General features: G+C 72.9%; 10 protein-coding genes. 6 read left to right on the top strand and 4 right to left on the bottom strand.

Annotation, left to right across the window (positions count from 1 at the left end):
- Window positions 1–240 precede the first annotated feature (240 nt).
- A complete protein-coding gene (locus tag FRAAL_RS00185) occupies window positions 241–783 on the bottom strand; it encodes a YbhB/YbcL family Raf kinase inhibitor-like protein (RefSeq protein ID WP_041938595.1) in 543 nt (180 codons plus the stop codon).
- A gap of 167 nt (window positions 784–950) precedes the next feature.
- Between FRAAL_RS00185 and FRAAL_RS00180 the strand changes: the two genes are divergently transcribed.
- Window positions 951–1,289 (top strand): P-II family nitrogen regulator, encoded by a 339-nt coding sequence (locus FRAAL_RS00180; protein ID WP_011601300.1) that lies wholly within the window; start codon window positions 951–953, stop codon window positions 1,287–1,289.
- Window positions 1,290–1,633: 344 nt separating this feature from the next.
- Here the strand turns inward: FRAAL_RS00180 and FRAAL_RS00175 are convergent, their stop codons facing one another.
- The gene (locus tag FRAAL_RS00175; RefSeq protein ID WP_011601299.1) at window positions 1,634–2,551 is read right to left on the bottom strand and encodes a DedA family protein; all 918 of its coding nucleotides are present in this window, start codon (window positions 2,549–2,551) and stop codon (window positions 1,634–1,636) included.
- 552 nt (window positions 2,552–3,103) lie between these two features.
- Between FRAAL_RS00175 and FRAAL_RS00170 the strand changes: the two genes are divergently transcribed.
- Window positions 3,104–4,378 (top strand): lipase family protein, encoded by a 1,275-nt coding sequence (locus FRAAL_RS00170; RefSeq protein WP_063822579.1) that lies wholly within the window; start codon window positions 3,104–3,106, stop codon window positions 4,376–4,378.
- 2,853 nt (window positions 4,379–7,231) lie between these two features.
- Here the strand turns inward: FRAAL_RS00170 and FRAAL_RS00160 are convergent.
- Window positions 7,232–7,870: a TetR/AcrR family transcriptional regulator gene (locus FRAAL_RS00160; protein ID WP_011601295.1), complete on the bottom strand. Its 639-nt coding sequence runs from the start codon at window positions 7,868–7,870 to the stop codon at window positions 7,232–7,234.
- Window positions 7,871–8,025: 155 nt separating this feature from the next.
- Between FRAAL_RS00160 and FRAAL_RS00155 the strand changes: the two genes are divergently transcribed.
- The 4 genes from FRAAL_RS00155 (at window position 8,026) to FRAAL_RS00140 (ending at window position 12,196) form a co-directional block, all read left to right on the top strand.
- A complete protein-coding gene (locus tag FRAAL_RS00155; protein WP_041938594.1) occupies window positions 8,026–8,454 on the top strand; it encodes an organic hydroperoxide resistance protein in 429 nt (142 codons plus the stop codon).
- Between the two features lie 304 nt (window positions 8,455–8,758).
- Complete coding sequence (locus tag FRAAL_RS00150) at window positions 8,759–10,210, top strand: glycosyltransferase family 4 protein (protein ID WP_041938593.1); 1,452 nt, start codon at window positions 8,759–8,761, stop codon at window positions 10,208–10,210.
- Window positions 10,211–10,221: 11 nt separating this feature from the next.
- A complete protein-coding gene (locus FRAAL_RS00145; RefSeq protein ID WP_011601292.1) occupies window positions 10,222–10,953 on the top strand; it encodes a class I SAM-dependent methyltransferase in 732 nt (243 codons plus the stop codon).
- Complete coding sequence (locus tag FRAAL_RS00140) at window positions 10,940–12,196, top strand: hypothetical protein (RefSeq protein WP_011601291.1); 1,257 nt, start codon at window positions 10,940–10,942, stop codon at window positions 12,194–12,196. The genes FRAAL_RS00145 and FRAAL_RS00140 overlap by 14 nt, the downstream gene beginning before the upstream one ends.
- On the opposite strand, the gene FRAAL_RS00135 is transcribed toward FRAAL_RS00140, so the two are convergent.
- Window positions 12,179–12,796, bottom strand: a complete 618-nt coding sequence (locus tag FRAAL_RS00135) for a class I SAM-dependent methyltransferase (protein WP_011601290.1) — start codon at window positions 12,794–12,796, stop codon at window positions 12,179–12,181. The genes FRAAL_RS00140 and FRAAL_RS00135 overlap by 18 nt on opposite strands.
- Window positions 12,797–13,304 lie beyond the last annotated feature (508 nt).

Here is a 13,304-nt window from a genome sequence, read left to right as displayed (position 1 = left end):
GGTTCCAGACTCCCCCCGCACGGGTGCGGTATGCCAGGAAAAGACGGCATGACCGACCGCCGGCCGGGGCCCGGCACCCCGGCCAACGGTCCGCTTCCAGCGGGAACGCATCGGAAACGCGACGGAAATGACGGTGCTCCAGTTCCCACCGTGGTGCCGGGCGGCCGCCCACCGCTGCCCGCCGCCGGCGCGCCGCCGCCCGCCACACCGGCGCGGGATGCGGGGCCGGCGGGCCGATACTCAGTGCTGGTAGGTCACCCGCAGCACGGCCCGGGCGAGGGTGTGGAAGGCGAGGTTGAAGCCGACGACCGCCGGCGAGACCTCGTCGTTGATCCCGAGCTTGGGCACGTCGACCGCGTGGACGGTGAAGACGTAGCGGTGCGGCACGTCGCCCTGCGGAGGCGCGGCGCCGCCGTACTCCTTGGTACCCCAGTCGGTGCGGACGTGGTAGGCCCCGCCCGGCAGGCCGGTGAACGCTCCGCCGCCCGCGCCGCGCGGCAGCTGGGTCACCGAGCCGGGAATGTCGACCAGCACCCAGTGCCAGAAGCCGCTACCGGTCGGCGCATCCGGATCGTAGGCGGTGACGACGAAGCTCTCCGTCCCGGCGGGATGGCCGGACCACGACAGCTGCGGGGAGAGGTTCGCGCCGCCGGCGTCCGTGTACACGTGGTCAAGCGGCAGGACGCCGCCGTCGACGAGATCCGTGCTGGTCACATCGAAGGATGGGCGCACCGGAAGCACGTCATACGGGTCGGGGGGAGTTCCGCGGTCGAGCAGGGACATCTACTGTTCCTTTCGTTGCACCATCCGATGACGATCCCGATCCGATGACGATCCCGATCCGATCACGTTCCCGATCCGATCACGTTCTCGAGACGAAACCGTCACCTGTCGGCTCTACGCTTCCCCGCGACGAAACCTCACTCAGGAAGCGAGGACGAGAAAACGCCGTGAAACTGGTCACCGCGATCCTGCGCCCACACCGCGTCGACGACGTGCGAGCCGCCCTCGGCACCTACGGTATCCATGGTATGACCCTCAGCCAGGTAACCGGATTCGGCACCGAACTGTGGCGCACCGAGACATACCGCGGACGGACGTTCCACGACGAGTCGGTGAGCGCCGTGCGAATCGAGTGTGTCGTCGCCGATTCCGACGCCGAGGATGTGGTGAGCGTGATCCTTCGCTCGGCCGGTTCGACGGCGAGCGGGGCCGGGAAGATCTGGGTGCTGCCCGTCGAGACGTTGGCCCGGGTGCGCACGGGCGAGCGCGGGCTCGACGCGCTGTGATCAGGACCGCGGCCCGATGCGGGGCTCGGCCCGAGCGGCGCGGCGCAGCGCCAGCGGACGCAGCGAGGCAGGCGTGGCCTCGGGCGCCCGCAGACCGACCGGCCACCCGCTTCGAGTGAGATGATCGTCACATTTTACCGACATGGCACACGCTACCTGCATTTCCGTACTTCGGTGCGCGATCAGCGGGGCGACAATGCCCCGATGACCCGATACGGTTGACAGGTCCCGGCGGGCGTCCCGTCGACTCCCCCCGTATCGGCGCGGAGCCCGTCGGGACCCATCTGGCCAGGCCGTTTTCCGTGAACCGCCGCGGCATCTTCCCTGTGAACCGGCTGCCGGGCTCAGTCCCGGGCGGTCTCGCGGCGATGGGCCGCCGAGTGACGGCCACCGCCACCTCCACCGCCGCCACGGCGCAGACGCATGGTGACGGAGGGATCCGTGCCCTGCTCCTCACCCTGGCGCCAGCCGTCCTCGTCGCCGCCGTCGGCCGGCAGACCGCCGTAGCGGGCCTGACTCGCCGTCGGATCCCCGGCCGGCGTCGGAGCCCCGGCCGTCGGGCCGGCGGCGGCAGACCCGGCGGCGGCAGACCCGGCGGACCCGGCGATCCCCCGCGCGCGCTTCCGCCGGCTCCGGAGGTATTCGATGATGATCGGTACCACCGAGACCAGGACGACCAGAACGAGCATGGCCTCGATGTTGTTGCGAATGAAATCTATCTTTCCGAGATAGAAACCGAGCAGAGTCACTCCACAGCCCCAGAGCAACCCGCCGATGATGTTGTAGATGGTGAAGATCCGGTAGTTCATCCGGCTCGCCCCGGCGATGACCGGGGTGAAGGTCCGCACGATCGGAACGAACCGGGCAAGCACGATGGAGCGCGGGCCGTTCTTCGCGAAGAACGCCTCCGCCTGCTCGACGTACTCCTGTTTGAACAGCCGGGAGTCGGGACGCCGGAACAGCGCCGGGCCGGCCTTTCGGCCGATCAGATACCCCGCCTGGTCGCCCGCGACAGCCGCCAGCCCGATCAGGATCATCGCGACCGGCAACGGCGTGGAGACCTCGTCCCTGGCGATCAGCATCCCCATGGTGAACAGCAGGGAGTCCCCGGGGAGAAAGAACCCGATCAACAGCCCGGATTCCGCGAAGACGATCAGCAGGACGACGGCCAACCCCGCCTTGATGAGGCTGTCAGCACTGATCGCGCTGGGGCCCAGGGCGAGCGTGCTCGACGCGAACGTGTTCGACGCGAACGTGGTCACAATCGCGGGCCTCCGACGGCTTCGGGCGACGGGTCGGACGCGTCCGTTGAGATGACGGTGACGTCCACCCCACCGCACCAGCCCGCCTGCGGACACCGTAAGGGTATCGAGCGCCCGCGCCGCCACGACCGGCACCTGCGGGGATCTGCCTCGATCCACAGGAGGTCCACAGTTGCGGTCCACATCAAGCGCACAGATCGGCCTCGCGTGGGAACCCGGCGGAAGGCGCCGGATCACGCCGTCCGAACGGTCCGCGACTGATCCGTTCGGGTGGCTCCGGCCGACGCGGCGGGGCGGAGCGGGACGGGGAACGAACCCGCGTCGACCATCGGGACCATGACGGCTCGGACCGCCACTTGTTTGCCAGAACAGGAACCATAGTCTTCATTCGTGCAATTCCCGCAGCCCGATCCGGACGATGATGCGCCGACTTCTGCCGGTCCGTGCGCGACCCGATCGGACGGCCGGGAGCACCGCCACCGTTCCCCGGCCGGGCCAGGCGCCGCCGGCCCGGCCGCGCGGCGAGGGCCCGGGCGCCGGTCCGGTCCCGGGATGGTCCGGGTGCCACTTCTGGTGCTGCTTGTCGTGCTGGGGCTGATCCCGCTGGCCGGCTGCGGCCGGCGGGGCGACGTCACCGGCGAGCAGAGCGTCGCGACCCGCGACAGCGAACAGAGCGTCGCGACCCGCGACAGCGAACAAGGCGTCGCGACCCGCGACGACGCGCGGGCGTCCGGCCGGCCGACCCGGCCGCAGCGTGCCGCCGGCGAGCTGCTCTCCCGGGAGGTCGTCACACCGGTCCCGGCCGGTATCCGCGCCTGGCGGGTCACCTACTCGTCCCGGCCGACCGGCACGGGCGCAGCCGCGGTCTCCGGCATCATTCTCGCTCCGGGCACAGATGTTCCGGTGCCCGCCGGTGGCCGCAAGGTTGTGTCGTTCGGCCACGGTACGACCGGCATCAGGGATTCCTGTGCGCCTTCGCGCGCCCGTCCGCCGCTGGCCGCGGCCGCCTGGACGTTCCCGCTGGTCCAGGCCGGATACGTCGTCGCGCTGACCGACTACGCCGGGTTGGGTGTCCCCGGCGAGCATGCGATCTACATCGCCGGCCCCGAGGGGCGGGCGGTGCTCGACGCCGCCCGCGCTGCCCGTTCCCTCCCCGAGACGGGAGCCGGCCGCGACGTCGTCCTCTGGGGTTATTCACAGGGCGGGCAGGCGGTCCTCGCCGCCGGGGCGCTGGCCGCCGGCTATGCCCCGGAGCTGCGCATCCGCGGTGTGGTCGCGACCGCACCGCTGGCGGACCTGCCCGCCTCGCTCACCACGCTGCAGCGCGGCCCAGACGGCGTCGGATACCTGCTGCTCGCGATGATCGGCCTGGTCGTCGACGATCCGCGGATCGACCTGGACCGCTACCTCACCCCGACCGGCCGGCGGCTGCTGGCGGTCGCCCGGACGCGATGCGCCGGCGAGGTGACCAGGGCGAGCGTCGGCTCGTCGATCCACACGGCCTTCACCACGGATCCGCTCACGCACCCGCCGTTCGCCGCGGGATTCGCACGGCAACGGGACGACATCCTGCGACGAATGGCTCCCACGCTCATCCTTCAGGGTGACCGCGACGCGATCATTCGCCGGCCGGTCACCGACACTGTGGTCAGCCGGCTGTGCGGCAAGGGCACGACGGTGGACTACCGGCGCTACCCACAGGCTGACCATGGCTCGATCCTCGGCGCGTCGATGAACGACCTCGTGGCATGGGTCGCGCAGCGCTTCGCCGCGCATCCGCCGGCGGTCGCCGACATCTGCCCCCTCGGCGCGCCCGCCCGCAGGTAGGCCCTGTGGATAACCCCGGGGTGCCCCGCTGAGGGTCACGGTTGCATCGGCGCACGGTTTCCATGCGGGAGCGGCGTCCGCCTGATGACCAGCGCGCCCAACCCCGAAGAGCATCCCGCGCCGAACCGGCGCGTACCCCGGCGCAACGGTGACCACCCTGGCGGCGGGAGCGCGCAGACGATGCCCACCGCAGGGCTGGGGACAAGCCCGCAGGGGGCTCGGGGTGCCGAGACCGGCCGCGCCTGTGGACACCGTCTGGGCACGGTGGCGGCACCCCGGCAGATGGCCGTCGCCGCCGCACCGTTCCAGCTCACGGTGCCCACGGATGAGCTGTGGATGTCCGGGCCGGCGGGCTTCGGGCTCCAACCCGGGCAACCGTTCGCGGAAGTGACCATGACCGGTCGGGAGGACGGCCGGTGCCGGGCTCCCACTGCTGTGGACGGCTACCCGCCGGATCGCTGACGCCCCGTCCGCCCGGGCGCACGACCCCGTCGTGGTCAGCGTCCAGCCGCGCACGATGCCCGGCGCGAAGCCCCGTCGAGCAGGACGGGAGCCCAGGGAGGGCGACCGTGGGGCGGCCCTTCGCCACGTGTTCGCTCGGCCTGTGGACAAGGCCCGACCGTCACCCACGCTGCTCATCCATGGGCAGGGTGCCGAGCACACTGCCCCACGGTGAGGCTGGTCGGGAGGGACGGGGAGTTTTCCACAGGACGCGTGACGTGCCGGGCGAGAGTGGGTCGTGGGGCCCCGCCGGCGGCCGGCGCCGGCCGCCCACCCCCTGTGCATGACCGGAATAGTCCCTGGTCAACGGGGCCGTGCGTGGCTTGATGCGCGGTCTTGGCCGTAGCGTGACCGGTCCGCACGGGTGCCCTCCCCGCGTACCGATGAGCGGGACCGCTGCCCGTCGCCGGTCCTGCGGGCGCCCGCGGATCCCGACACCACCCCTGCACCGAACGCGCGGGGCTCCCACCGGGCACCAGGCCGCCCGGTGGAGCGCGACCCCGGAGACAGGAGGCGCCGACGGTCACCGGCACCCCTGAGGGACGGTCACCGTCACCCCTGGGGACAGCGCGGTCCCCCCTGTCGGGTCGGCATGCTCACGCGACCATCCGTCGCGGCCGGCGGTGAGGAGCCACGATGCCCGCGCACGCGGACCGGTCCGCGACGACGCTCTCCCTGCCGGGCATCGCTGGGGGAACACGGTGCCCGCGCACGGGGACTTGCCGGCGACGGCGGTCGCCGCGGGGGAGCCCGTGCACAGCACGGTGCTCATGGGCGGTGCGCTGGCATCCGTGCAGGTTGTCCGGGGGCACCGACGACGGTTGTGGATGGTGTGCGTCCGGCCTCGCCATTCTCGGCGTCGTCCCCGGGGGGCACCGGGAAGCGACGATGCCCACCCGAGAGCTGGCGATGCCCACCGGCGAGCTGGGGACGACCGCGGCGCGGCCCTCCCGGGGCTCTCCCGGGGCTCTCGGACACCAACCGGCGGCCCCGTGCGCTCGCCCGGCGTCCCGAGATCGTGCCCGCGCCCGCGGGCCTCGGCGGGCGCACTCGGGGTGGTCATGGATGGGCCTCGGGCCGACCCGGCGTTGCGCCGCACGGTGCCCGCGGACGATTCGCGGCCATCCCGCCCCGGCCGCACCTGTGGACACCGTCGCCGACCTGGCGGTGACGGCTGGGTCGGATGCCCGCTGCGGCGCCAATCCGTCCACGGTGCCCATGGATGAGGTGTGGATTTCTCGACTGGCGGGTGTCGGGCATCGACGCGGGTGACCGTCCACGGAAGTAACCATGACCGCCCGGGGACCGGGCGGATCGACGCTCGCCTGCTGTGGACGGGTGCCGTGCGGGCGGGCGCCCACGGCTCCGGGGTCGGCACCACGCAGGTCGTGGTTGGTCAGCGACCGCGGCTGGCACGGTGCCCGCGCCGAAGCCTCGTCGAGCTGGACCGGAACGTCGGGGGACGACCGTCAGGCGCCGTTCGCCGCGCGAACCCGCGCCCCTGTGGACAGCGCCGAATCCTCGGCCACGGTGACCACTGGTGGTCACCGTGTGCGTCCGCCGTGCTCCTCAACGGGCAGCACGGCGGACGCACCGAGCGTTGTCCACAGGCGGCACGGCAGGCGGTCGGCGGTGACCGTCAAGGAACGTCCCCACGACCGGCACGGCCGGCCTTTCCCCTGTGGAGAACCCACAAAGACCCTGGTCAGGAAGCTGATCGTGGCAGGCCTCGCGAGCCTGGCCGAAGACACCGAGCGATACGGGCGCCCACCATCGCCGGGCACCGTGATGGTGGACGCTGCTCATGAGCGACCATCCCGGCGCCGGACAGTGCACCGCCGCACGGGTGGAACGCACACACCCCCCGTGCGGACACCGACAGCGCCTGTGGACAGCGCATGTCCAGGGTCGCGATCGACGTCGAGGGTCACCGCTCGTCTGTGGACGGCCCACCGAGCGGCATGGGGTCGGCATGCTCGCGCGCCGGATGGGCACTGTCGAGCTGTGGACAGCACGGTGCCCGCCCGCGGGCGCCGCTCGGCGGCGAACGCTGTCCTCCAAGGGAGACCGCTGTGGACAACGAGGCGTGGGCCGCACGGTGACCACCACCGTGCCCCCGTGATCCACCGTGCCTCGTGCCGGGGGAGCACCCGACGGAACGGACGGGTGGATGGAGGTCGGACGGACGGCGCTCAGTCGACGCCGTGCCCGCGAACGGGGCACGGATGCCGCCCCGCGAACGGGGCACGGATACTGCCCCGCGAACGGTGCACGCACGATGCCCCGCGGACGGGTCGGGGATCTGTCGGCGAACGGCGCCCGGCCGGTCGGGGCTCAGGGGGAGGGGCTCAGTCAGGTGGAGGGGCTGGCGGGCGCCGCGGTGACCCGCTGGACGGCCGCGACGCAGAAGTCGACGAGACGGCCGTGGAAGGCGGGGTCGTCGAGGGGCTGGCGGGCGCCGCCGAAGGCGTGCCGGGCCAGCAGGGCGCCCAGGAACGCCCCCGCGGCGAGGTCGGTGTCGAGGTCGGCCCGGGCCTCGCCCCGGGTGACGGCGTCGTGCAGGGCGTCCTCGATGGCGGCCGCGCAGCGGTCGACCGACTCGCGCCGGAACGCCGCGTACATCGCGGGGAAGCGGCGCAGTTCGGCCATGCACCGGGCGAGGATCGACAGCCGCGGCTCGGTGAACACCGCGTCGACGAGGGGCGCGAGGTGCATGAGGTCGGAGCGCAGCGATCCGGTGCGCGGGGGCACGAGCCCGGCCGCCAGGGTCCCGAGCGCGTGCAGGACGAGGTCGTCGCGGGCCGGCCAGCGCACGTAGATGCCTCGCTTGGCGACGCCGGCGCGGGCCGCGACCCGGTTCACGCTGAACCCGCCGACGCCGTGCTCGGCGAGTTCGTCCACGGCGGCGGAGAGCACGCGGGTGTCGATCGTCGCGTCACGGGGGCGTCCCCGCCGCGGCCGGTCGAGCTGCCCCGTCTCCTGCTGCACCATCCGCTCAGGCTAAGCGCGAAACGGGGGTGTGGACCGCGAATATTTAGGGCACCAGCTTGGTTGCGTAAATCTGACAGGCTCCACGGAGCGCCGACAGCCCACGTCGCCGTCGGACGGTATCCGCACGGCGACGCCCAGCATCACACGGAGGCAGCATGGCGACCACGATCTACTCGGCGACCTCGACCGCATGGGGCGGCCGCGAGGGGCGGGTGGCATCCAGCGACAACCGGGTGGACCTCCAGCTGTCCATCCCGAAGGGGGTCGGCGGCGACGACGGGCCGGGCACCAACCCGGAGCAGCTGTTCGCCACCGGCTACGCGGCCTGCTTCCACAGCGCGCTCAAGGCCGTCGCGCGCGGCAAGAAGGCCGACGTCACCGACTCGGCGGTGTCGGTGACCATCGACCTGATCCGGGACGACGACGGCGCCATCGGCCTGGGCGCGAGGATCGAGGCGCAGATCCCCGGGCTCGAGCGGGCCACCGCCCAGGAACTGCTCGAGGCGGCACACGCGATGTGCCCGTATTCCCGGGCCACGAAGGGCAACATTCCCGCCGAGGTCGTCCTTGTGGACAACGACTGACCGAGCCGACCCGAACCGAGCCGCCATCCACAGGCGGTCGGTCATCCACAGGCGGCTAGTGATCCACAGGCGGCCCCACGGCCCCACGGCCCGTCGGGTCCGCGCGTCCCTCGGACGTGTGGACCCGACGGATCCGCAGGTCGACGCACGCCAGCGGCCGGCCGGTCCGCGACCCGGCCGGCCGCTGGCGTCACATCCGAACACAGTGAAGATCGGATCCGAATGTCCTAATGTGCGAAAGAAGCGGCGCCACCCTCGACGTCGAGGGACCAGGACTGGCCCGAAACGGACGGAGGGCGCACAGTTGCGGATTGCGTTGTTGTCGTACCGGAGCCTGCCCACCTGCGGTGGTCAGGGTGTGTACGTCCGACATCTGTCCCGCGAACTGGTCGCCCTGGGGCACCACGTGCAGGTGCTGAGCGGGCCGCCGTACCCCGACCTCGACGACGGGGTCGGCCTCACCGAGCTGCCGAGCCTGGACCTCTACCGCGACTCGGACCCGTTTCGCTGGCCGGGCCTGGCGGAGTTGCGCGCGCTGCCCGACGTCGTCGAGTTCGGGATGATGCGCACCGGCCAGTTCTCCGAGCCGCTGTCGTTCAGCCTGCGCGCCTACCAGGCGCTGCGGCCCCGAGCGGCCGGCGGGCGGCCGCCGTTCGACATCGTTCATGACAACCAGGGGCTCGGCTACGGACTGCTGGCGCTGCGGGCGGCGCTGCGGCCCCACCGGATCCCGGTGGTGAGCACCGTGCACCATCCGATCACCGTCGACCGTCGGCTGAGCCTGGCCGCGGCGTCGAGCTTCACCGCCCGGGTGGGGCTGCGGCGGTGGTACTCGTTCCTGCCGATGCAGGCCCGGGTGGCGCGGCGGCTGGACGGCATCGTCATCCCGTCCGAGAGTTCGCGCCGCGAGATCATCACCGACATGGAGCTGCCGTCGGAGGTCATGCACACGGTGCCCCTCGGGGTCGACGCCGACGTCTTCACGCCCGCGCCCACCTCGACCAACGCCCCCGCGCCGACCGTCGCGGGTCGCATCGTGGTCGTGACCAGCGCGGATGTGCCGCTCAAGGGCCTGGGGGTGCTGCTGGAGGCGCTGGCCAAGCTGCGCTCCGAGCGTGGCGCGCACCTGGTCTGCATCGGCAAGGTCCGCGAGGGCGGGCAGGCGCAGCGCCGGGTGACCGAGCTGGGCCTGGGCGATGCGGTGACGTTCCGATCCAACGTGCCGGAGCAGGAGCTGATCGAGCTGCTGCGCTCCGCCGAGGTCGCGGTCGTCCCCTCCCTGTACGAGGGGTTCAGCCTGCCCGCGGTGGAGGAGATGGCCTGTGGCATCCCGCTGGTCGCGACGACCGCCGGGGCGTTGCCCGAGGTGGCCGGCGCCGACGGCGAGGCGGCCCTGCTGGTCCCGCCGGGCGATCCGGACGCGCTGGCCGGGGCCATCCGCGCGCTGCTCGACGACCCGGCACGCCGCGCCCGGATGGGGGCGGCCGGCCGCCGCCGGGTGGAGGAGCGGTTCTCCTGGCGGGCGGCGAGCGCCGCGACCGCGGCCTGGTACGCCGAACGGATCGCGGCGGTGGGCGGAACGCCGACCTCGCCCTACCCGGGCTCGTCGTGGTCGTGGGCGCCGCCGACACCCGCCTCCTGGCCGGCAGGGTCGGCCGGGCTCGCCGCCGCCGACGTCACCCCCGACGTCACCCCCGTCCAGGCGGCGGCCCCGGACGCTGCAAGCCCGTCGGCGTCGCCGACGCTCGCCGGCTGAGCCCGCGCCGCATGCTCACCGTCGACTTCGATCGTTTTCCCGTACCCGCGGGCTGCCGGCTGCTCGACCTGGGCTGCGGTGCCGGGCGCCACTCCTTCGAGGCGTTCCGGCGCGGCGCCGACGTCGTCGCGCTGGACTACTCCCTCGACGAGGTCGGCGGCGTGAACGCGATGCTCGCCGCGATGGCCCTGGAGGGGCAGGCGCCGGCCGCGGCGCGGGCGGCCGGAGTGCGCGGCGACGCGCTCGCCCTGCCGTTCGCGGACGCCACCTTCGACCGGGTCATCATCGCCGAGGTCCTCGAGCACCTGCCCGCCGACACGGCGGCGATGGCGGAGATCGCCCGCGTGCTGCGGCCCGGCGGCTGGGTCGCGGTCACCGTCCCGAACCGCCTGCCCGAGCAGGTGTGCTGGAGCCTGTCGACGGCGTATCACACCGTCGAGGGCGGCCACATCCGCATCTACCGGCAGTCCGAGCTGCGCGAGCGGCTGACCGCCGTCGGGCTGGAGCCGATCGGCACCCACTTCGCCCACGCCCTGCACGCGCCGTACTGGTGGCTGCGGTGTCTCGTCGGTGTCCATGACGACGACCATCCGGCGACGCGGCTTTACCACCGGCTGCTGGTGTGGGACATGATGCGCCGTCCCCTGGTGACGCGGCTCGCCGATCGGATCCTCAATCCGGTCATCGGCAAAAGCATCGTCCTGTACCTACGAAAACCGGAGGTAGCGCGTGCGGTCGGTTGAGTCTGCACCGGTGTTGACCCCCGAGGCGCTCACCGCGACCGCGACCGCGATCGCCGCCGTCCAGGAACCGGACGGCGCCATCCCCTGGTATCCCGGCGGCCACACCGATCCCTGGGACCATCTCGAATGCGCCATGGCGCTCGACCTCGGCGGCCTCGTCGACGCGGCCGACGCCGCCTGGGCCTGGCTGCGCCGCAACCAGCGGGCCGACGGCTCGTGGGCGACCAGCCACGTGGCCGGTGCGGTCAAGGAGGACTTCGCCGACAGCAACCAGTGCGCCTACGTGGCGACGGCCGCCTGGCACCGCTGGCTGCTCACCGGGGACCGCGCCTTCGCCGCCGGGATCTGGCCGGTCGTGCGCCGGGCGCTCGACCTCGTCGTGGACATGCAGGCCCCCAGCGGCCAGATCTGGTGGGCGCGGGGGTCGGACGGCGTCGACTACCCCGAGTCGCTGCTCACCGGCTGCTCCAGCACCCTGCACAGCCTGCGGTGCGGGATGGCGCTCGCCGCGCTCGTCGGCGAGGTGCCGCCGGCCTGGGAGCGGGCGACCGGCGCGCTGCATCACGCGCTGGTCGCGCATCCCGAGTACTTCGCGCCGCGGGACCGCTGGTCGATGGACTGGTACTACCCGGTGATCGGCGGGGTGCTGCGCCGCTCCGCCGGCCGGGCCCGGCTCGCCGCTCGCTGGGACGACTTCGTCGTCGACGGCCTGGGGATCCGCTGCGTCGACGACGAGCCCTGGGTGACCGGCGCGGAGACCTGTGAACTCGCGATCGCGCTGCACCTGGTCGGCGAGACGGCCGCCGCGGCCAAGCTGGTCGCGGACATGCAGCACCTGCGGCACGACGACGGCGGCTACTGGACGGGCTGGCAGTTCGCCAACCGCACGTTCTGGCCGGTCGAACGTTCGACGTGGACCGCGGCAGCGGTGATCCTCGCGGCCGACACGCTGGCCGGGGGGGTCACCGAGACGCTGTTCCGAGGGGACGACCTGCCGGCCGGGCTGCACCGACCGCTCGTGCGCCGCGCCGACGCCGGCGCCGGCGCCGACCGCTCCCGGGGGGAGGCGCGCCCGCCCCAGCAGCGTCCGGCGTCCGACAGCGACCCACTGGGGGCGCCCGGCTCCGCATCACCGGCAGCACCGGAAGGCGGGCCGGTGCCGGCCACGGCGGCCATGGCGGCCACGGCGGCCATGGCGGCCACGGGGCCGGCGTGCGGCTGCCAGTCAGTCGACGCGGCGTAGCACCCGCAGCGACCCGGTCCGCGACTGCTCGCGGAAGCCCTCGTCGAGCGCGCGCAGCAGGACGTGGTACGGCGCCTGGCCGCCGTCGGCGGGGTCGGGGAACACGTCGTGGATGGCCAGCAGGCCGCCGGGAGCCACGTGGCGCCCCCACGCGGAGTAGTCGGCCTGGGCCTGCTCCTCCGTGTGCCCGCCGTCGAGGAAGAGCAGCGCTACCGGGGTCGACCACCACCGCCCCACCTGTTCGGACCGCCCGACGATCGCCGTCACCACGTCCTCGACCTGGGCCTGTTCCAGCGTCCGACGCAGGAACGGCAGCGTGTCGAGGCGGCCTGTGCGCGGATCGACCAGGGTCGTGTCGTGGTACTCCCAGCCGGCCTGGTTCTCCTCCGAGCCGCGGTGATGGTCCACGGTGACCACGGTGCCACCCGCCGCCCGGGCGGCGGCGGCCAGGTAGAGGGTGGACTTGCCGCAGTAGGTGCCGACCTCGCAGATCAGCCCGCCGGCCGGGATCGCCGTGGCCGCCGTGTACAGCGCCAACCCCTCCTGCGGGGGCATGAAGCCCGTCGCCCCCTCGGCCACCTGCCGCAATGCCGCGTCCACCGCCGGCTCCCTTCTCTGGGTCGTCGTGCCGCCGGCCCGCTTCCGCCGGCTGGCGCGGGTACCGCCCGATCCGGCCGGTACTTGAACTTAGTGCCCCGGAGTCGCCGACCGCCGTCTTCGTGGGCCGGTCGCCGGCCGACCAGTACGAGGGAGAAGAGATCGGACGCCGCCGACCAGCCGTGTCGCGCCGGCGCCGCGACCGGCAGGCGCAAAGTGTTTGCCCGCCCGCCCGCGATGAACTAACCTGCGTTCATGGGCATCTGAGTAGGCGTGTGAACGCCCCGGTGCACCCGCCGTCGCGGCGGGGTGGCCGAATTCTCTCCTCTTCCCCAGCCGACATGGGCGATGGCCTCGTGGCGCCGGACCTCCGGCCACGCTAGACGCCATAACGCCTGGTAGTCCTGCTGGTTCGTCCGCTCGTAGAACCTTCTCCTCGCGCGCCCACTGCCCATCAGTGCCGTTGTCGGCGACTGGTCGGCGTTTACCCGGCGATTCTCACGTCGTTTCT

The sequence above is a fragment of the Frankia alni ACN14a genome, assembly GCF_000058485.1.
GTDB classification, from domain to species: domain Bacteria; phylum Actinomycetota; class Actinomycetes; order Frankiales; family Frankiaceae; genus Frankia; species Frankia alni.
Note: the sequence above shows the minus strand (reverse complement) of the source record. Positions and strands in the feature narration are given on the sequence as shown.